This window comes from Allocoprococcus similis (genome assembly GCF_054660775.1).
The window spans coordinates 23,494-44,346 of record NZ_BAAHSG010000001.1 but is presented as its reverse complement, the minus strand read 5'-3'; the positions used below and the strand labels follow the sequence as shown (position 1 = coordinate 44,346).

Sequence of the window (20,853 nt, the reverse complement as noted above, 5' to 3'; positions counted from 1 at the left end):
CCTTTCTTCAAAATTGAGCCTTTATCAGTATACTACAAAATGCCTGAATCCGCATATTTTGTTATACATACACGGGGAATCGTGTTATACTAAGATTTGAAATGTATTTTTAGCTTTGCCATAAATGAGGGAATTATTCATGAAAAAGATAAAAATGATAGGGCTTGATCTGGATGGTACTTTACTGAATGATAAGAAAGAACTGACCAGTCACACAAGAGAAATACTTACACGTGCAATCGATCAGGGAGTAACAGTACTGGTTGCAACAGGGCGTCCGGTGACAGGAATCCCGGAAGTGCTCCGTAATTTTTCGGGTATGCGTTATGCACTGACATCGAATGGCGGAAGGATCCTGGACCTGCAGGAAGATAAAATACTTTATGCCAACATGCTGTCGTATGAGATGGGCGCGGCGATCCTTAAGATTTTTGGAGATTATGATACGTTCAAGGAGATTTATTTTGATGGAAGAGGTTTCGTGCAGGCAGATGAACTTCTGAAGGTCGGAGAGTATCTGCAAAATCCCGCGATGGCAGATTATATCCGAACCACCCGCAAAGGCATTACGAGTCTCTGGGAGAAGATGGAAGAGATGAATGGGCATGAGATGGATAAGATCCATGCACTTTTTAAGAACCAGGACGAACGGCTGGAAGCAAAGCGGCGGATCATGGAGCTTGGGGATTTAAGCATCAGTGATTCGATGGGAACGAACCTGGAGATCAATGCACCGGGAGTCAACAAAGGCATGGGACTGATCCAGCTTGGCAGGCTTCTTGGGATTGAACGGGAAGAGATCATGGCATGCGGGGATGGCAACAATGACCTGATGATGTTAAAAGAAGTCGGATTTGGTGTTGCGATGGCAAACGGAGCAGATGAAGTAAAAGAGGTGGCAGATTATATCACATTGTCCAATGAGGAGGATGGCGTGGCGGCTGCCATTGAAAAATTTGTATTGAATCCCGAGAGGGGATAGAAAGAGGGAAAAATGTTAGATATTTTAATTGCTGTCATTCTGGGGATTGTGGAAGGTATCACAGAATGGCTTCCAATCAGTAGTACAGGGCATATGATTCTGGTAGAGCAGTTTTTACATATGAGTACAAGTCATGAATTCAACAGTATGTTCCGTGTTGTGATACAGCTCGGTGCGATCATGGCGGTCGTTGTTCTGTATTTCAATAAGCTGAATCCGTTTTCAAAGAGAAAATCAGCGAAGCAGAAGAGAAATACGATCAACCTGTGGTGCAAGATCATTGTGGCTTGTCTGCCGGCAGCTGTGATCGGGCTGTTATTTGATGATATCCTTGACAAGTATCTTTACAATTATGTAGTTGTTGCACTGATGCTGATCATTTATGGTATCTTCTTCATTCTGATCGAGAAAAAGAATGAACACACCAGACCGCAGATTACAAAGCTGACAGAGCTTACCTATCAGATGGCACTGATCATTGGAGGTTTCCAGGTCCTGGCACTGATCCCGGGTACTTCCCGTTCGGGAGCAACCATCCTTGGAGCGCTGCTCATCGGAACATCCCGTTATGTGGCAACAGAATTTACCTTCTACCTTGCGATCCCGGTTATGTTCGGAGCAAGTCTTTTAAAGGTTATCAAATTCGGATTCCATTATACCGCGATCGAAGTGGTCATTCTGCTTGTGGGATGTCTGGTAGCGTTCTTCGTATCCGTATTTGCGATCAAATTTTTGATGGGATATATCAAGAAGCATGACTTTAAGGCATTCGGTTATTACCGTATCGTACTTGGGGTTCTGGTACTTCTTTATTTCCTGATCTTCGGCTAAAAGAGAATAATCACGAAAAAAGGTGGGAATTTATGCAGAAAAATGTATAAAAACCCACTTTGTTTTTTCTTTATAACATGATAGAATAGGGGAAATGGATAAAATTTGGAGGTTGGTATTATGAAAATGAAAAAAGTAATCAGTGTTGTACTTGCATGTGCATGTGTATTCAGTTTTGCAGCTTGTGGATCAAAGAGTGATTCATCAAAGAGTGACTCTGCAAAATCAGACAAGAAAGAAAAGCTTGTTATGGCTACAAACGCAGAATTCCCACCATTTGAATACTATGACGGAGATGAAGTTGTCGGAATCGATGCAGAATTCGCAGCAGCAATCGCTGACAAGCTTGGAATGGATCTGAAGATCGAAGATATGGCATTTGATTCTATTATCCCGGCTGTTCAGAGCGGAAAAGCAGATATCGGAGCAGCAGGTATGACTGTAACAGAAGACCGTGCTACACAGGTTGATTTTTCTGACAGCTATTACACAGGAGTTCAGGTTATCATTGTAACAGATGACAGTGATATTACAGGACCGGATGATCTGAAAGGAAAGAAGATTGGTGTTCAGCAGGGAACAACAGGGGATATTTATTCTACAGATGATTTCGGTGATGATAACGTAGAGCGTTTCAACAAAGGTATGGAAGCTGTACAGGCTCTGCAGCAGGGCAAGATCGATGCAGTGATCATTGATAACCAGCCGGCTAAGACATTCGTAGAAGAAAATGAAAGTCTGAAGATCCTGGAGACTTCTTATGTAGAAGAAGATTATGCACTGGCAATCAAAAAAGGTAATGATGATCTGGTTAAGAAAGTCAATGATGCGATCAAAGAGTTAAAAGAAGATGGAACATTTGATGAAATCGTTGCAAAATATATTACAGACTAATCGGGTACAGACTGGTGGTGTCTTATGAGTGATTTTAAAGCAAGATTTATAATGAATTTTATAAAAGATGACAGGTGGCACTACATTGCAGACGGACTTAAGGTTACATTAATTGTAACCTTTTGTGCTGTCCTGATCGGTGTAGTTCTCGGATTCCTTCTGGCAATTGTCCGTTCCACATACGATAAGACCGGCAAGCTGAAGATCCTGAATCTGATCTGCCAGATTTACATTACGGTCATCCGTGGTACACCGGCTGTTGTACAGCTGCTTATCATTTACTTTGTAATTTTTGCAAGTGTTGATGTCAGTAAGACAATCGTAGCGATTCTGTCATTTGGTATGAACTCCAGTGCTTATGTTGCTGAGATTTTCCGTTCCGGTATTATGGCAGTTGATAACGGACAGTTTGAGGCAGGACGAAGCCTTGGATTTAATTATTGTCAGACGATGATCTATATTATCATGCCGCAGGCATTTAAAAATGTCCTTCCGGCACTTGGAAACGAATTTATCGTTCTCTTAAAAGAGACTTCTGTTGCCGGATATATTGCCCTTCAGGATCTGACAAAGGGTGGAGATATCATCCGAAGCAGAACCTATGATGCGTTTATGCCGCTGATGGCAGTTGCGATCATTTACCTGGTTATGGTTATGATCTTCAGTAAACTGGTAAGTATGCTGGAAAGGAGGTTAAGGAACAGTGACCACTAATGGAGATGTATTGATCCGTGTAGAAAATCTGCAGAAAGCATTTGGCGATTTTCATGCACTGAATGGAATTACAGAAGAGATCCACAAAGGAGAAGTTGTGGTAATCATCGGACCGTCAGGATCCGGAAAATCTACATTCCTCCGTTCCCTGAACCTTCTGGAGGTGCCGACCGGGGGTCATATTTATTTTGAAGGTGTGGATATTACAGATGCAAAGGTAGATATTGACAAACATCGTCAGAAGATGGGAATGGTGTTCCAGCACTTTAATCTTTTCCCACATAAGACGATTCTTGAAAATATCACACTGGCTCCGATCAAACTTCTGAAAAAGGATAAAGCAGAGGCAGAAAAAGAAGCAAGAGAACTTCTTAAGAGAGTCGGACTGGAAGAGAAGGCAGATTCTTATCCGTCACAGCTTTCCGGTGGACAGAAGCAGCGGATCGCGATCGTGCGTTCCCTTGCCATGAACCCGGATGTAATGCTCTTTGATGAGCCGACATCCGCACTGGACCCGGAGATGGTTGGAGAGGTTCTGGAGCTGATGAAACAGCTTGCCCAGGAAGGCATGACCATGGTTGTCGTTACACATGAAATGGGATTTGCAAGAGAGGTTGCTGACCGTGTCATGTTTGTGGATGAAGGAAGAGTAAAAGAGCAGGGGACTCCGGAGGAGTTCTTTGCAAATCCGAAAGATGAACGGTTGAAAGAATTTTTGTCAAAGGTTTTGTAAAACTAAAGAAATATGAAAGAAAAAGTTCTGTTTTCTTAAGAGACAGGACTTTTTTCTTTAAGAATTATTAAAAACACTTGCTATTTTTTTATTTGTGTATAGTATAGTCAGTATGAAGAAAAAATTAAAAATTTTAATTCCACTTATTATTACATTTTGTATGAATGCTGTGGTGTATTGGGGAGTGCCGCTACTACGGACGGGAATTAAGACTCATAATCTTTCTGGTCCGGCGGATGAGGCGATTCCTTTTATGCCACAGTTTATTATTATTTATTTTGGGTGTTATCTTTTCTGGGTAGTGAACTATTTCATGGCATCGATGCGGGAAGAAAAGGTAAAATACCAGTTTTTTACTGCGGATTTTTATGCGCGGCTGGTATGTATGCTGTGTTTTATTTTTTTCCCGACCACGAATACGAGACCGGTTCTGACAGGGACGGATATCTGGACGCAGGCAGTACGGTTTCTGTATACGGTTGATAAGCCGATCAACCTGTTTCCGTCCATTCACTGCATGGCAAGTTGGTTCAGCTGTATTGCGGTCAGGAAGAATCGGAAGATTCCCAACTGGTATAAAGCTTTTTCTGTCCTGATGACGGTAATGGTTGTGATATCGACACTGGCGCTTAGGCAGCATGTATGGCAAGATGCAGCAGCAGGAATTCTTCTTGCAGAAGTAACCTGGCAGATCAGCAGACGGACAAATGGATGGCGGATTTATCGGCGTCTGACAGAAAAAATAGCAAATAAACTTGGAAACCGGACAGGAATGAAGAGAGATGGAAAATAAAAAGAAGACGATCTTCAATGTCATATTTTTGCTGGTGGTATTTGCCGGTACAATGTATGGCGTATTTCATGGGGAAGATATTGGTGAAATTGTGAAGATCCTGGGGCAGGTCAATGTATTATGGCTGATTCCGGGAGTGATCTGTGTTGTGATTTTTATCTGGGGAGAATCGATCATTATCTATTATATGATGCGGACACTGAAAATCCGGCTGAAAAAGTGGACTTGTTTCCTTTTTTCATCGGTTGGATTCTTTTTCAGCTGCATTACACCTTCGGCATCCGGAGGACAGCCGGCACAGATTTATTATATGAAAAAAGAAAAGATACCAATACCGGTTTCGACGCTGGTGCTGATGATCGTTACGATCACCTATAAGCTGGTACTTGTGGTTGTCGGATTAGGGCTGGTACTGTTCGGACAGGGATTTATCCATAAGTATCTCTGGAGTATCCGGCATATCTTTTATCTGGGGACAGCTCTGAACGTTTTCTGCGTGACGGCGATGCTGGTGCTGGTGTTTCATCCGGTACTGGCAAGGGCGATTCTTGTGAAGGGAATGGCACTGCTGGAAAAACTGCATTTTCTGAGACATAAGAGATCGCGTCTTGAGAAACTCAATGCGTCTATGGATCAGTACCGTGATACAGCTATTTATCTGAAAGAACACAGGCAGGTGATTGTCAATGTATTTGCGATCACCATGTTCCAGAGGTTTGCGCTGTTTACAGCAACGTGGTTTGTTTATAAGGCGTTTGGACTTAGTGATGCAAAGGCAATTGTGGTCATTACACTGCAGGCAGTTATTGCAGTGTCTGTGGATATGCTTCCACTTCCGGGAGGTATGGGAATCAGTGAAAAACTGTTTACCATGATCTTTATTCCGGTATTCGGAAGCCATCTGCTTCTGCCGGGAATGATTCTCAGCAGAGGGCTTGGGTATTATACAGAATTAGGATTAAGTGCTATACTTACGATTGTGGCGAATTTTACGATAGGAAGAAAGAAGAGGGAGATAAAATGTTAGGGGTTTATGATTATACGGTAATACTTACATATGTCAGTTTGATGGTATCGGTCGGAGGAATGATGTTTGCAGTGAACGGGCATCTGCATCTGGGGGTGATGTGCCTTGCAATCTCCGGGCTTTGTGATATGTTCGATGGAAAGATCGCACGGACGAAAAAGAACCGGACAGAGGTGGAAAAGCGTTTTGGGATCCAGATCGATTCGCTGAGCGATATCGTCTGTTTCGGAGTAGGACCGGCGGTTCTTTGTTACTGTGCCGGAATGCGGGGTGTGATCGGTGTGGCAATCCTGATGTTCTATGTGCTTGCAGGTCTGATCCGCCTTGCATGGTTCAATGTAATGGAAGAACAGCGGCAGGAAGAAACCTCAGAGAAGAGAGAATGCTACCAGGGACTTCCAATCACTTCGATGGCGATCGCACTTCCGATCGTGGTTGTATTAAAACCATTTTTAGGTTGTGAATTTATGCTTGCGCTTCATGTGGTCATGCTGGTGGTCGGCATTTTGTTTATCACCAATTTCAAACTGAAAAAGCCGAAAAATGTAACCATGGGTGCGATTGTAGCTGTTGTGGCAATGGCAGTGATTGCTATTCTGGTCCGGCACTATATGCGTTATATGAGCATGATGTAATGAAACCAGGTTATGAGCAGGCAGCAAAGTGAAGGGCAGAGATCTGCCTGACAGCTGCATTATCAGGCATGGATAAGACGGACAGGAGGTAGAAAAATGGATTATATGGACAGAGAAGGCCATCGGATAAAAAAGACAACCGGACAGGATAAGCTTTTGAAAGTTGCTTATACCCATACGGCAACCAGAATTCTGATGCGTCCACTTCTTTTACCGGCAGTATCCAGACTTGGAGGGAAGCTGTTGAATACAAAAGTATCCGCTGTTTTTGCCGGACTATTTGCCAGAACCCACGGGATCGATCTGAACAAATATGAAAAACAGAAATTTGATTCCTATAATGATTTCTTTACCAGGAAAATAAAAGCTGAGGAACGCCCGGTTAACAGGGAAGATACCGTACTGATCAGTCCATGTGACGGGAAGGTGAGTGTCTATCCAATTCACGAAAACGGACGATTCTTCATTAAACATACACCATATACAACCCACAGCCTGATCCGCGATGCGAAGCTTGCCAGACATTATATGGGAGGCTGGGCGGTAGTGATCCGTCTTACAGTAGACGATTACCACAGATACTGCTACGTGGCGGATGGAGAAAAGACCTATCAGAGAAGGATTCCGGGAATTTTTCACACTGTAAATCCGATCGCAAATGATATCTGCCAAATCTACAAAATGAACAGCAGAGAATACTGTCTTGTAAAAAATGAAAAACTCGGCACCGTCCTGATGATGGAAGTCGGTGCACTGATGGTCGGAAAGATCCGGAATTATAAAAAAGAACGCTGCCAGGTAAAACGCGGCGAAGAAAAAGGAAGATTTGAATTCGGAGGTTCAACGGTTGTGCTGCTCCTGGAACCGGGAAAAGTGCTGCCAGACAGTGATCTGATCCAGAACACGCTGCAGGGAGCAGAAACCATTGTGAAGATGGGAGAACGGATTGGGGGAGTTATATAAGCTTGCTGGTTCAAAAGGGACGCGCAGCTGAATGTTTCCATCTTGCCGGACAGGCTTGAGGCATTAAGGGACTCTAAAATTTTGAAAAGATGCTAAAAACAGGGGAAGAAATCCACAAACTCGCTGTCGCTCAGACAGTGTGGATTTCTTCCCCTAACGCATCTTCTCAAAACCTAAGATTCCCTAAAAGTCTCAAATGCCGTCAAGACGGAAACATTCAGCTGCGCTGTTCATTTCAGAAAAATGTTTAGCTTATTTAGCTGCAGGCTGCTCCGCAGCCGTCCAGCGCTCCTCGGGTTACAGGCGCACTTTCTCCATTATGTTCTGGAGTCACCGCCCCTCCATCATTCAGGAGTTGTCTGTCTTGAAAAAACAGCTCCATATAAAGAATTGGACTGGTAACATTTGGAAGAATATTAGAAGCTCTTAGATTACAGAAATTTATGTTATTCTGAAAAATCCATCTGTCTGAGCGAAGCGAGTTATGGATTTTTCAGAATGCTTTTAATAAATTTCTGTGGCCTTAGAGATTCTTATATTCCGAAACAGTTACCAGTCCAATTCTTTATATGGAGCGTCCCCCCATTTCAACCTACAACAACCCCTGCATCACCGGCAAAGGCGAGTCCACAACGTAATCCGCCGCCTTCTTGGCGAGAGGATGGCCGGTTGCCATGACATACGCTGTTCCCGCAGCCTTCAGCATCTCGATATCATTTTGCTGATCTCCGAAGCAGATGCATTCTTCTTTTTTTATCCCGAATTTTTTCATGAGTACTTTTAGTGCACTTCCTTTGTTTGCGTTTGGTGCGATGAAGTCGATCCAGTGATCGGCAGAGGTTACGACACTGATTTCATTTCCGATGCGCTCCTGGAAGAATGGTGCCAGATTTTGGGTACCGTTAAAATCACAGATAGCAGCTTTGATGATCGGTTCTTTGACTGCATAGAGATCCGGCACGTAGGTAACAATGTTATGCATATCATTTTCCATATAATCAATGAAACGTTCATCGGTTGAGTCGCTGTAATAAGTATCTTTTACAGAAAGGATACAGTGTCCGGTGTGATAGATCTTCCGGTATTCCATCAGTACGTCCAGAATGTGGCGGATCGTCTCGGATGGAATCAGGCCGGTGGCAAGGACTTCTTCTTTATAAATGCAAAGGGAACCATTTTCTGCGATATAGGGAATATCGAAGCCCAGAGGGGAAAACAGTCTGCGGATATTGGCATACTGACGTCCGCTGGCAGCTGTGAAGAGGATTCCTTTGTCGTGAAGAGCTCTTATGGTATCGTATATATCTTCCGGAACAGTCTGCTGATAATCGTGGAGCAGAGTGCCGTCCAGATCGCTTGCAATTAATTTGATCATAATAACCTCCAGTAGTAAATTTGAATGTACTTAATAAAAATGATGTGAGTGTCAAAAAACAAATTATGCCACTCACTGTTGTAAAACTACATCGACAGTATAGCAAAAATGCCAGAGACTGGCAATGCAGAGTTGAAATGGGAAAAATTGCATGATAAAATTTTAGAAAAACAAGAGGTTTCGGAGATGTGCAGATGCAAAAGGGTGAAAATGGAATGAAACAGACGCTGGGACAGCAGACAGAAGACCGATTGATGAAATATATTCTGGATAAACCGGTAAAAATCGGCGAGAAGATCCCGAATGAATACGAACTGACGGAATTGTTTGGAGTTGGACGAAGTACGGTAAGAGAGGCAGTAAAAGGTCTGGTCACAAGAGGTGTTCTGGAAGTGCGCAGAGGAGACGGGACTTATGTCATCAGTACCAGTTATATGGAAAATGATGTGCTGGGCTTTGGAAATGTGGAGGATCGTTACAGGCTGGCACTGGATCTGTTTGATGTACGTCTGATGATTGAACCGGAAATTGTAACCTGGGCATGCAGAAAAGCGACATTTGACAACGGAGGAATCTGCGGCGTATGTAAATGGTCAAAGCATCCGGAAGAGGTTGAATTTGTCCTGTCTGTACTGGAGCGTCTGGCAGAGCGTTACGGGGAAAGAAAAGGCTTATGGGGAATTGAAGTGATCAATGAACCGGTGACAGAAAATATGTGGGAAACCATGAAGGTACCGGAGAGATAACCATCAGTATCTGATGGTTGCAGAGGCAAATGGCTGCGAGCAGACAATGGAAGGATATCTGAATTATATCAGAGAACATTTTCAGAAAGATATTCAGGAAATGGAAGAATATTTCCCGGTGATCTGCGGAGAATGGTGCCTGTTCAATTCTCTGGCTTGTGGATGGGATACCAAAGGAGGACAGTCCGTATTGAATGGTCTGGACGGGGAAGTGGAAAGTTCCGTAAGTGATGAAGAAAAGAAAAAAATCTATCAGGCAGTGGCAGAAGCGCAGCTTGCGGCATGGAATACAGGAAGCCAGAAATGTTCTGACCGATTTTAATAGCAAGGTGATAATGGGATGCCAGAGAAAAAGAGAACGGCATCTGGTCATATAGGAGGAGAAATCATGATTCATAACCCGATTTTCAAAGGATTTAACCCGGACCCGTGCATTTGCAGAAAAGGGGACGATTATTATATAGCAGTATCAACATTTGAATGGATGCCGGGGATTCCGGTTTACCATTCCAAGGATATGAATAACTGGGAACTGTACATACATGTACTGACAGATGACGAAGAAGTCGATCTGAAAAAGCTTCCGTCAGCAAAGGGAATCTGGGCGCCGTGCCTGACTTATTGCGAGCAGGAGGATCTGTTCTATGTCGTATATGGAGTGATGAATTCCATGAACGCAAGATACTTTGATGTGGACAATTATGTGATTACGGCAAAAGACATCCGCGGACCGTGGAGCAAACCGGTCTATCTGCATTCAGCAGGATTTGATGCTTCCATGTTCCACGATGATGACGGAAGAAAATGGGTAGTATCTCTGGAGTGGGAGACCCGTGAAGGCTATGAGAAGCCGGGAGCAATCTGCATGATCGAATATTCACCGGAGAAGCAGGAAGTGATCGGATATCCAAAGCGTATCTGGAACGGTGGAACCGACCGGGGATGTATCGAAGCACCACATCTGACCAAGAGAAATGGTTATTATTACATTATGTGCGCAGAAGGTGGAACCGGATACAATCACTGTGTTACCATGGGACGGTCAAAAAATGTATGGGGACCATATGAAGGCGATCCGATGAACCCAATCGTAACGAGTGTACCGGGCGTATCTTATGAACGTCAGGATCCGGATCATCTGAAACCGAAATATTATAATCCGGACAGCGTTCTTCAGAAATCCGGTCATGCAAGCTATGTGGAAACTTCCCTTGGAGAAGTATATCTTGTCCATCTGTGCGCAAGACCATTTGCACCGGAGCTGCGCTGTACACTGGGACGTGAGACTGCGATCCAGAAAATGAAGTGGACAGAAGACGGATGGCTTCGGATGTATGATGATGACAATCTTGCAAAAGAGTATGTGGAAGAGAGCAGGCTTCCAGAGTACCCGGTTCCGCAGATTCCTTCTTTTGATGATTTCGATGGAGAAGAGCTTGGCAACTGGTACTATGCGCCGAGAATCATGCCGCAGAGATTTGCAGATGTGAAGGCTCGTCCAGGCTATGTGAGAATCCGTGGACAGGAATCCAGAACCTCTCTGAACAAAGTAAGTATTCTGGCAAGAAAGCTGACCAGCGTCTATGCACGGGCGACAACCAAAATGGAATTCAAGCCGGAAACCCATCAGCACAGCGCCGGACTGATCATGTATTATGACAACATGAACTACATCAACCTTCGTAAATATTACAGCCAGACACTGGGACAGAGTGCACTTTCCATCATCCATCTGGAAAATGGAACCAAGACAGAACTTCTGAATACCCGTATTCCGGTAGAGGATGTACCGATCTATCTGCGGCTGAATATTGAGGGGAGAAAGTCCTGGTTTGAGTGGAGCTATGACGGAGAGCAGTTTGTGAAAATCGGCGGACCATTTGATACAACAAAATTCTCGGATGAATACTGCAAATACGGTGAGTTTACAGGAACCTTTGTAGGACTGACCTGTGCGGACAGAGTGCTGCATAAGCATTATGCGGATTTTGATTTCTTCGAGTATGTTGCGGATGAGGAGAAAGGGATGCCGAGATAGAAATGTAAGTGTATCTTTGTGAGATGCTAAAAAAGATCCTGATAAAATCAAGGCTTGCTTAGGCAGTGGTTTTATACGGGATCTTTTTAATGAAATGAGATTTTTAATTGACTACATGGTGCAATGGAAAAAATAACCATCCTGTAAAAACGAGAGGGTTATTGTTTATGCGCTTTTCTCAATCTTTTCGATAATGTTTTTGATTACAGAAAGATCTGTTTCCAGTTCATCTGCGATCGTGTCTGGAGTTTTGTTTTTGGCAAGTTTCTTTTTTACCATTTCAGTAAGTAGTTTTTCTTTTCCAGATTCTACTAATTCATCTAAAGCTGTACACATATTAAATTGACCTCCTTCTTTTTCTGATGCTGCATAGTTTATCAGTTCTTGCGAGCCTGTAATTGCTCCGATCACAATTCCTAACTCATTGGTTAAATTTTGTTCTTTGTAGATACTTGTAATTTTGCCATAATTTTTGCTATAAATCAACCGGCTTACATCAAAGATTGTCCGGACATCTTGATTTTTGAAATTTAGATTTTCGCTGTTTCTGAACTGTATCAGATTCATCTTATAATCAGGCACAAGACGTTCCATATAGTCAGGCAGTTCCAGCATTTCTTTCAAACTGGTTGCCCCATCCCATTCCTTTTCTCCGTAATAAACGCACAGAGTGATTACCGGATGAAGCCGATCCGTCTTTTTGAATCTGGACAGAAATTCATCTTTTGTATTTGTGGTCTTTTCATCCAGATTCTTTTTTGCAATTTCATTATACTCTTTTAAGTATGAAAGTGCATCCTCTATCATGTGTCTTAGTGGCATTGCATAGTGGATTTTCTGTTGGTTTTCAATACCCCAGATTACAAAATCCATTCCATAGGCTGTCTTTTTTACGACATCTCTCAGTCGCTGGATTGTTTCTAAATGTCCGTTGAATTTCAGGACAGATGAAAGATCTACGTCTGCTTCTTTCAGATCTTCCGGGTGCAGTTTTTGTTCCCCGTTAAACAAAACTGCATTGAACAAATCGGCGAAGTGAGCATTGTCTTTCCAGAAATTTTTCAGGACAATATCCGCTTTCGCTGTATTTCTCAGTGACATATCATTTCCTCCTTTGTTTTTTGTGTTTGGTATATAAGTATAAAATCCGTTGACTTTAAAAGCAATTTCGAAGAATCTCGTTATGCGTGGAATACCTTCGTTCCTACACTAACCGAAATTGTAAATATTACTTTTGTACTTAGAATGATTTGTGAATTTTCCACAAAATCAATCAGACTTCTTCAGAAAAGCTCACAATCACAGTTGGATATCCGCTTTGTTTTAGTCTTCGTTCCATCATGGCGGCATCATTCAATACATCGAACTGACCGACCAGAACCCGGTCATACTGGCTGCTGTCATCAATCCGGGCAGGGAAATCCATTTCTGTAAGTTCGTTAAGAAGCCGTCTGGCGTAAGCTGGATTGCGGAATGCGCCTATCTGTACACTGTAGGTTACAGTCGAAGCGGTAGAACGGTTTTCAGAGTTTGAAGGAGGCTGAGAATTGGTATTTGGCATGGTGCGCTCGACAGAATCAGAGGTGCCTGGGAATTCTGAGTTGGAATCATCATCAGAAGAATTTTCACGGGAATCACCAGAAAACTCCGATTCTGTTGAACTGTTTCTTGCCCCCTCCGGTTTCCAGAGTCCCTTTTCTTCTAAGGTATCCAGAATTCCGTCCGCAATCGCCTGCGCAATATCATTAAAGTTCTTATCAAAGATTGTATTATCAGAATCCGAATTGATAAAACCGACTTCGACCAGGATCGCCGGCATTTTTGTGCGTCGGAGGACAACCAGATTTGGGCGCGCCTTTACTCCGAGATCTTTGAACCCAACTGTTTCCAGCTGTGCATTGATATTTTCCGCCATTTCATATTTGATGCCGGATAGATTGTAGATCAGGCTTTCCACGCCCATGTACTGATTGGCAAGCGGGCTGGAATTCCGGTGGATCGATATGAAGAAATCCACACCGGCTTCGTTTGCCTCTGTTGCTTTCTGGAAAGGTGTCTCATAAATATCCGTTGTCCGTGTGTATTCCACATCAATTTCGCTGTTCTGTAAAATTTCTCCGATCGCAAGCACCAGCTTCAGTACATCATCCTTTTCCTGGCGACCATTATACACAGCTCCCGGATCACGTCCCCCGTGACCGGCATCGAGCATGATAGATACAGGCATAGATATACCTCGATAGATAGATTTTATATAATATATGTGAATCTATGAAAAGGGTGAAAAGAAGCAGATTTTACAAACATTTAAACCAATCATGATAGTTCCGTTCCACGATAAATAGTACAATAAAACCGTCAAAAGAAACCCACACAAGAACAAACGGAAGGAATGACAGACATGGCACCATTTATCATCGGAATCATCGGAGGCACAACAATCATAGCAGGCGGCACATATCTCTTAGAAAAAATAGCCGAATACCTCGAACAAAATAATCAGACAAAAAGCATCTGATGAAAAATAAATTGTCAGCCTGAAAATATAATGTTATGATTATTCTGTACCGCAAAACTGCGGAATAGTTATTTCTATAATAGTCAGGAGAATCAAAACATGGCAGAAAGATTAGAATTTCGTGAAAAACTGGCAGGAATCCTTGCACTTTGCGCGAGCCAGAATAACATAACAGATAAAACTACAGTCGAAGAATATTTTGCAGAAGACAATTTGTCGAAAGAACAGATGGAACTGGTATTTGATTACCTTCTTTCTCAAAAAGTGATCGTAAAAGGCTACGTCAAAGCCGGTGGATCCATTAAGAACGCAGAAAAACCAGAGGATGTAGTCAGATATACCCAGGAAGAGCAGGATTATTTAAATCTTTACGAACAGGATCTGAAAGGCTTAAGAGAGGGGGATCCGTTAAAAGAACTCCTTCCGGCAATTCTGTCTATGGCAAAAGAGATGCACAGAACAGATATCTACATCGGAGATCTCGTTCAGGAAGGCAACATGGGACTTATGCTTGCTATGGAAGAGCATGAAGGCGATATGGAAGCGCTTTTAAGTATGGCAAAAGAAAGCATGCAGGCGCTCTTAGAATCCCAGGAAGAAACCAAAAAACAGGATAACCGTATGGTGGAAAAAGTGAATGATCTTGACGAACAGATCAAAAAACTTTCTGAAGAAATGGGACGTAAAGTCAGCGTAGACGAATTAGAAGAATTTCTCGACATCACAGAAGATGAAATCAGCGACATTCTAAAACTGGCAGGGGAAGAACTTCCACCGGAAGAGAAGTAGAAATATACTGCAGAAAAAAATATTTTACATAAATACATGTAGTTGATATTACACTATCGTCATACTCTAAAAGTACGAAAAGAATAGCTGCAACCAACAAACTTCAACAGTCAACAGAACCCACAGCCCGAAGATGGCTGTGGGTTCTGTTTCTCATAAATCATTCAATTCTGTTTTGTCTTGAAAAACCAGAGGGAGAGGCTGCAATAACCTCGTCTGCTGACATTTTGCACTACGGAGATGAGACTCAAAAATTGTGGAAGCCATTGCTGACACAATTTTCGCCCTAAGAGGCTCATCGGAGTGGTCAGTGCAACGAAGCAGATGAGGTTATTGCAGCCTCTCCCTCGTCCCTTCGCACAATCGAGTAAGCTGACGCCTACTCGATTGGTATACTTTGTACACCATCTCGCTTGACAGCTCGATGATGTACATTCGCCAAATGCAGATCCTTGTGCAAGCACAAATCTGCACTTGGCTCATCGTATACACAAAAAAATGGATGCAGGAGAAACTCTCTCCCACATCCATTCTTCAAATCGCATATTAAGCCTGCGGTCCAGCAGATACAAGTGCTTTACCAGCAGCATTTCCTTCGTATTTAGCGAAGTTCTTAACGAATCTTGCAGCAAGATCCTTAGCCTTTTCTTCCCATTCAGAAGCATCAGCATATGTGTCACGAGGATCAAGGATTCCTGAATCAACTCCCGGAAGTTCTGTAGGTACTTCAAAGTTGAAGAAAGGAATCTTCTTGGTCGGTGCATTTAAGATGTCCCCGTTCAGGATAGCATCAATGATACCACGGGTATCTTTGATAGAGATACGTTTTCCGGTTCCGTTCCATCCTGTGTTAACGAGGTAAGCTTTTGCTCCGCTCTTTTCCATCTTCTTAACAAGTTCTTCTGCGTATTTTGTCGGATGCAGTTCAAGGAATGCCTGTCCGAAGCAAGCAGAGAATGTTGGTGTAGGTTCTGTGATTCCACGTTCTGTACCGGCAAGTTTAGCTGTGAATCCAGACAGGAAGTAGTACTGTGTCTGTTCCGGAGTCAGTACAGATACCGGCGGAAGTACTCCGAAAGCGTCTGCAGACAGGAAGATTACATTCTTAGCTGCCGGTGCAGAAGAAACCGGACGTACAATATTTTCAATGTGGTTAATCGGATAAGATACACGTGTATTTTCTGTTACACTCTTATCAGCAAAATCAATTTTTCCTTCAGCATCGAGAGTTACGTTCTCAAGAAGAGCGTCACGTCTGATTGCGTTGTAGATATCTGGTTCAGATTCTTTGTCAAGGTTGATAACTTTAGCGTAGCATCCACCTTCAAAGTTGAATACTCCGTTGTCATCCCAGCCGTGTTCGTCATCACCGATCAGGAGACGCTTAGGATCTGTAGAAAGTGTTGTCTTACCTGTTCCTGAAAGTCCGAAGAAGATTGCTGTATTTTCACCATTCAGATCTGTGTTTGCTGAGCAGTGCATAGCGGCAATCCCCTTAAGTGGGAGGTAGTAGTTCATCATAGAGAACATACCTTTCTTCATTTCTCCGCCGTACCATGTATTAACGATAACCTGTTCTTTACTTGTGATGTTGAATAAAACAGCTGTCTCAGAGTTAAGTCCAAGTTCTTTGTAGTTTTCAACTTTTGCTTTTGAAGCATTGTATACTACGAAGTCTGGTTCGAAGTTCTCAAGTTCTTCAGCTGTTGGTTTGATGAACATGTTTGTTACGAAATGAGCCTGCCAGGCAACTTCAACGATGAAACGGATTGCCATACGTGTATCTTTGTTGGCGCCGCAGAATGCATCTACAACATAAAGTTTCTTGTTAGAAAGTTCTTTCTTGGCGATCTCCTTTACAGCTTCCCATGCTTCCTGTGAAGCCGGATGGTTGTCATTCTTATATTCGTCTGAAGTCCACCATACAGTGTCTTTAGAGTTTTCATCAACTACGATGAATTTGTCTTTAGGGGAACGTCCGGTGTATACACCTGTCATTACGTTCACAGCACCAAGTTCGCTGACCTGACCTTTTTCAAATCCCTCAAGACCTGCTTTTGTTTCTTCTTCAAACAATAATTCGTAAGAAGGGTTGTGCACGATTTCTGTTGTTCCAGTAATACCATACTTGCTTAAATTGATTTCTGCCATTGCAATTAACCTCTTTCTCCTAATTCTAGTTAAATGGTTAAATGATAAAAGCTGTGAGCGCAGATTTTATCATCTGATGAAGTAAAATTCTTCACCCATTTACCATAATTATACATAATTACGCAATAAAATCAATAAAAAACCAATATTTCTTGAAAAAATTGTTTAAAAAATAACGAAATCCGAAAAAGAAAAAGGCAGCCCACTTTGGACTGCCCTGAAATTGTTGTATATCCTGCAAAATATAAAGAAAAAATCTGTCAGGATTTCTTCCCGGGAGGTCTGCTTAGTCGTCATTTTCCAACGAGTCAGACGTATGTTCGCGGTAATTCTCCGGAAGATACAGATGAACTGTCTCAATCCGGTTTTTGTCGAGCTTTTCTACGACCATACGGATTCCGTCTTCGGTGGAAACGGAGTCACCGGCTTTTGGAAGACGGTCCAGCTTTTCGATGATAAAGCCTCCGAGAGAATCATAATCTTCCGATTCCAGATTCAGATCCAGGGAATCATTGAGATCGTCAAGATTGGTAGAACCTTCAATAATATATTCGTGTTCGCCTACCGCTTTGATATTTTCTTCTTCATTCTCATCATATTCATCGTGGATCTCGCCAACAATCTCTTCAAGAATATCTTCCAGGGTGATCAGACCGGATGTTTCACCGTATTCATCCAGGACAATTGCGATATTGAACGAGGCCTGACGCATTTCAACAAGAAGCTCGGAAATGCTCTTGTATTCATAAGTGAAGTAGGCTTCACGGAGAATGTCTTTAATCTGGAACTCACTTTTCTTACTGTCATAAAGAAGAAGATCTTTCATATTAATCGTTCCGACAACATTATCCTTTGTTTCCTGGTAAACCGGAAGACGGGTGAATTTGTCTTCCCGGAACAGGTCGATCAGTTCGTCGTAACTGCTGTCAATATCAGCAAAAGTTACGTTGACACGGGGAACCATGACGTCCTTGGCAATGGCATCACCGAGATCAAACACATTGTAGATCATCTCTTTTTCATCTGATTCGATCACGCCGTCCTGATGGCTGACATTTACCACACTTCGGAGTTCAGCTTCGGTCATGGTATTGTCTTTGGCATTCGGATCAATGCGGAGAAGCATCAGAAGACCGGTGGAGAGGCCGTTTACAATGAAGATAAACGGAGTCATGATCTTCATGAAAATATTGATAGCCGGTGCGTAAAAGAGAGCCATCTTCTCGGCGTGAATGGTAGCCATCGTCTTCGGGGTAATCTCCCCGAAAAGGATAATGAGAAGGGTCATGAGACCACTTGCAATTGCAACGGCAGTTCCGCCGAGGCGGTATGCGATTGTGGTGGCAAGGGATGCCACGGCAGTATTCACAATGTTGTTGCCGATGAGAATCGCGCTAAGCATTTTGCCTGAATTCTCAGTTACGGCAAGTACGGCGCTGGCACGCTTGTTACCCTCGTCTGCAAGGGCACGCATCCGGATTTTATTGTAGGTTGTAAGTGCTGTCTCAGCGGACGAAAATATGCCGGATAAGAGCAGCAGGACTAGCAAAATAAGTATTTGCGAGACACTCGAGTCCACAGTTAAAAATCACTCCTTTTTGAAAATAATGATAAAATTTCTATGTTATGCCCTACTATATCGCATTTCTCTTAATTTTGCAAGAGCGCGTTGAACTTGCATATTTTTTGGTGTATTATATGATGTAAGTGTCAAAATTTACTTTTGACACTTACATCATTAGAGGATGATATTAAAACGTGCTTTGGCACGTAGTAACTTCTATTTGGCGGGAGGGCCAATGGCAATTTCCTGTTAAATAAAAAAAGAAGAATGGCATAGAATATTTATAGATACTAGGAGAAGAAAATGGAACAGAATTTTGAGACATGTTTGTATAATGTGATCGATGCATCCAAAGTACAGAAGGATGAACCGATGAAGAAGCATACAACCTTCCGGATCGGTGGTCCGGCAGATTATTTTATCATGCCATCGAATGAAAAGGAACTGACAGCGGCAGTCCGGGTATGCCGGGAATTTTCGATACCTATATATATAGTAGGAAATGGAAGCAACCTTCTGGTTGGAGACAAAGGCTTCAGAGGAGCGATCATCCAGCTTTATAAGAGTATGGGAACATTTCAGGTAGAAGGAAATCAGATCACGGCGCAGGCAGGATGTTCGCTTGCGCAGATTGCAAATGCAGCACTTGATGCAGCACTGACCGGATTTGAGTTCGCAGCAGGTATTCCGGGAACGCTTGGCGGAGCGGTTGTGATGAACGCCGGCGCGTATGGCGGAGAGATGAAGGATGTACTGACAAGTGTCAGGGTTATGACAGAAGAGGGCGAGATCATGGAGCTTCCGGCAGAAGAACTGGGACTCGGATACCGTACAAGCATTATCCCGGAGAAAAGATATATCGTTTTGGGTGCCGTGATTTCGCTTACAGAAGGCAAAAAAGAAGAAATAAAAGCGCAGATGGATGATCTCCGTCAGAAGCGGGTATCGAAGCAGCCACTGGAGTATCCGAGTGCAGGCAGCACATTTAAGCGTCCGGAAGGATATTTTGCAGGAAAACTGATCCAGGACAGTGGACTGAAAGGATTTACAATAGGTGGAGCACAGGTTTCTGAAAAGCACAGTGGATTTGTGATCAATAAAGGAAATGCGACGGCGGCTGATGTGATGGAGCTGATCCGGCAGGTAACAGCGAAAGTGAAAGAAGATACCGGTGTTACGATGGAACCGGAAGTGAAACAAATAGGAGAATTTTAGGGATGAGATTCGTAATTGTAACGGGAATGTCCGGAGCAGGGAAAAGTACAACTTTGAAAATGATGGAAGACATGGGATATTTTTGTGTGGATAATATGCCGATTCCTTTAATGACAAAACTGGCAGAACTTTTGATCGTTCCAAATGGTGAGATCACGAAAATCGCTCTGGGGCTTGATATCCGCAGTGGCCAGAATCTGCGTGCACTGGATCAGGTTCTGGACGAACTTGAAAAAGCCAAGATACCACTGGAGATTCTTTTCCTTGAATCGAATGACGATACACTGGTGAAAAGATATAAAGAGACAAGAAGGAATCACCCACTCTCAAAGGGTGGAAGAATTGAGAACGGGATCGCCAAAGAACGTAAGAAGATTGCCTTTTTAAAAGAAAGGGCAGATTATATCCTGGATACAAGCCGGATGCTGACCAGGGAGCTGCGCAGTGAACTGAACCGTATTTTTGCCGAGAATAAAGAATACAAGAATCTGTACATTACCGTGCTATCTTTCGGATTTAAATATGGAATTCCGAGTGATGCAGATCTGGTATTTGATGTCAGATTCCTTCCGAATCCGTATTATATTGATGAACTTCGCCCGCAGAGTGGCAATGACAAAACGGTCAGGGATTACGTGATGAACAACGATATTTCCAAAGAATTCCTGAAGAAGCTGGTCGACATGGCTGAGTTCCTGATTCCGAATTATGTTGCAGAAGGAAAGAACCAGCTTGTGATCGCAATCGGATGTACCGGCGGAAAACACCGCTCCGTGACACTTGCCAATGAGTTGTATGAACGGCTGTCTGTGGCAGAGAAAGAGTACGGTGTAAGAAAAGAGCATCGTGATATCGAGAAAGATGCAATTACGAAAGCAAAATAGG

The 20,853-nt window shown here is 43.0% G+C and carries 18 protein-coding genes and 2 pseudogenes; 15 read left to right on the top strand and 5 right to left on the bottom strand.

Translation table 11 applies throughout. The features are described 5' to 3' along the window. Positions 1-139 precede the first annotated feature (139 nt). From ACYQ5K_RS00265 to ACYQ5K_RS00225, 9 genes are all read left to right on the top strand, one after another. A complete protein-coding gene (locus ACYQ5K_RS00265; protein ID WP_243259072.1) occupies positions 140-982 on the top strand; it encodes a Cof-type HAD-IIB family hydrolase in 843 nt (280 codons plus the stop codon). A 12-nt stretch (positions 983-994) separates the two neighbouring features. Continuing rightward, a complete protein-coding gene (locus ACYQ5K_RS00260) occupies positions 995-1,813 on the top strand; it encodes an undecaprenyl-diphosphate phosphatase (RefSeq protein ID WP_173687327.1) in 819 nt (272 codons plus the stop codon). 120 nt (positions 1,814-1,933) lie between these two features. Then, positions 1,934-2,707: a basic amino acid ABC transporter substrate-binding protein gene (locus tag ACYQ5K_RS00255; RefSeq protein ID WP_173687328.1), complete on the top strand. Its 774-nt coding sequence runs from the start codon at positions 1,934-1,936 to the stop codon at positions 2,705-2,707. Positions 2,708-2,731: 24 nt separating this feature from the next. Continuing rightward, the gene (locus tag ACYQ5K_RS00250) at positions 2,732-3,421 is read left to right on the top strand and encodes an amino acid ABC transporter permease (protein WP_173687329.1); all 690 of its coding nucleotides are present in this window, start codon (positions 2,732-2,734) and stop codon (positions 3,419-3,421) included. Then, on the top strand, positions 3,411-4,154 hold the full coding sequence (locus ACYQ5K_RS00245) for an amino acid ABC transporter ATP-binding protein (protein WP_330585898.1): 744 nt from the start codon (positions 3,411-3,413) through the stop codon (positions 4,152-4,154). The genes ACYQ5K_RS00250 and ACYQ5K_RS00245 overlap by 11 nt, the downstream gene beginning before the upstream one ends. A 253-nt stretch (positions 4,155-4,407) precedes the next feature. Continuing rightward, on the top strand, positions 4,408-4,947 hold the full coding sequence (locus tag ACYQ5K_RS00240) for a phosphatase PAP2 family protein (RefSeq protein ID WP_243259074.1): 540 nt from the start codon (positions 4,408-4,410) through the stop codon (positions 4,945-4,947). Next, positions 4,937-5,974 (top strand): lysylphosphatidylglycerol synthase transmembrane domain-containing protein, encoded by a 1,038-nt coding sequence (locus ACYQ5K_RS00235; RefSeq protein ID WP_459777152.1) that lies wholly within the window; start codon positions 4,937-4,939, stop codon positions 5,972-5,974. The genes ACYQ5K_RS00240 and ACYQ5K_RS00235 overlap by 11 nt, the downstream gene beginning before the upstream one ends. Beyond that, complete coding sequence (locus ACYQ5K_RS00230) at positions 5,968-6,609, top strand: CDP-alcohol phosphatidyltransferase family protein (protein WP_178024782.1); 642 nt, start codon at positions 5,968-5,970, stop codon at positions 6,607-6,609. Before ACYQ5K_RS00235 ends, ACYQ5K_RS00230 begins: the two co-directional genes overlap by 7 nt. A 96-nt stretch (positions 6,610-6,705) precedes the next feature. Next, positions 6,706-7,572, top strand: a complete 867-nt coding sequence (locus tag ACYQ5K_RS00225; protein ID WP_173687332.1) for a phosphatidylserine decarboxylase — start codon at positions 6,706-6,708, stop codon at positions 7,570-7,572. Between the two features lie 592 nt (positions 7,573-8,164). On the opposite strand, the gene ACYQ5K_RS00220 is transcribed toward ACYQ5K_RS00225, so the two are convergent. Then, positions 8,165-8,947 (bottom strand): HAD family hydrolase, encoded by a 783-nt coding sequence (locus ACYQ5K_RS00220; protein WP_178024784.1) that lies wholly within the window; start codon positions 8,945-8,947, stop codon positions 8,165-8,167. Between the two features lie 194 nt (positions 8,948-9,141). Between ACYQ5K_RS00220 and ACYQ5K_RS00215 the strand changes: the two are divergent. The 3 genes and pseudogenes from ACYQ5K_RS00215 to ACYQ5K_RS00205 form a co-directional block, all read left to right on the top strand. Further along, positions 9,142-9,354 (top strand): annotated as a pseudogene (locus tag ACYQ5K_RS00215) (FadR/GntR family transcriptional regulator); the annotation flags it as partial. A gap of 150 nt (positions 9,355-9,504) precedes the next feature. Next, a pseudogene (locus tag ACYQ5K_RS00210) lies at positions 9,505-9,991 on the top strand (glycoside hydrolase family 5 protein); the annotation flags it as partial. Positions 9,992-10,081: 90 nt separating this feature from the next. Continuing rightward, positions 10,082-11,731, top strand: a complete 1,650-nt coding sequence (locus ACYQ5K_RS00205; protein WP_459777151.1) for a glycoside hydrolase family 43 protein — start codon at positions 10,082-10,084, stop codon at positions 11,729-11,731. Between the two features lie 165 nt (positions 11,732-11,896). Here ACYQ5K_RS00205 and ACYQ5K_RS00200 read toward each other — a convergent pair whose 3' ends face one another. Further along, positions 11,897-12,832, bottom strand: a complete 936-nt coding sequence (locus tag ACYQ5K_RS00200; protein ID WP_173687334.1) for an Rpn family recombination-promoting nuclease/putative transposase — start codon at positions 12,830-12,832, stop codon at positions 11,897-11,899. Positions 12,833-13,004: 172 nt separating this feature from the next. Then, positions 13,005-13,958, bottom strand: coding sequence for an N-acetylmuramoyl-L-alanine amidase (locus tag ACYQ5K_RS00195; protein ID WP_173687335.1), 954 nt, complete (start codon positions 13,956-13,958; stop codon positions 13,005-13,007). A gap of 390 nt (positions 13,959-14,348) precedes the next feature. Between ACYQ5K_RS00195 and ACYQ5K_RS00190 the strand changes: the two genes are divergently transcribed. Further along, entirely contained in the window at positions 14,349-15,038 is a 690-nt protein-coding gene (locus ACYQ5K_RS00190) for a hypothetical protein (RefSeq protein ID WP_173687336.1), read from the top strand. A 546-nt stretch (positions 15,039-15,584) separates the two neighbouring features. Here the strand turns inward: ACYQ5K_RS00190 and pckA are convergent. Next, positions 15,585-17,189 (bottom strand): phosphoenolpyruvate carboxykinase (ATP), encoded by a 1,605-nt coding sequence (pckA, locus tag ACYQ5K_RS00185; RefSeq protein ID WP_173687337.1) that lies wholly within the window; start codon positions 17,187-17,189, stop codon positions 15,585-15,587. Between the two features lie 286 nt (positions 17,190-17,475). After that, a complete protein-coding gene (locus ACYQ5K_RS00180; protein WP_173687338.1) occupies positions 17,476-18,768 on the bottom strand; it encodes an HlyC/CorC family transporter in 1,293 nt (430 codons plus the stop codon). Between the two features lie 288 nt (positions 18,769-19,056). Here ACYQ5K_RS00180 and murB point away from each other — a divergent pair, with 288 nt between their 5' ends. Together murB and rapZ are read left to right on the top strand one after the other, a co-directional pair. Then, positions 19,057-19,968, top strand: coding sequence for a UDP-N-acetylmuramate dehydrogenase (gene murB, locus ACYQ5K_RS00175; RefSeq protein WP_173687339.1), 912 nt, complete (start codon positions 19,057-19,059; stop codon positions 19,966-19,968). Positions 19,969-19,970: 2 nt separating this feature from the next. Further along, entirely contained in the window at positions 19,971-20,852 is an 882-nt protein-coding gene (gene rapZ / locus ACYQ5K_RS00170; protein ID WP_459777150.1) for an RNase adapter RapZ, read from the top strand. Position 20,853: the final 1 nt, after the last annotated feature.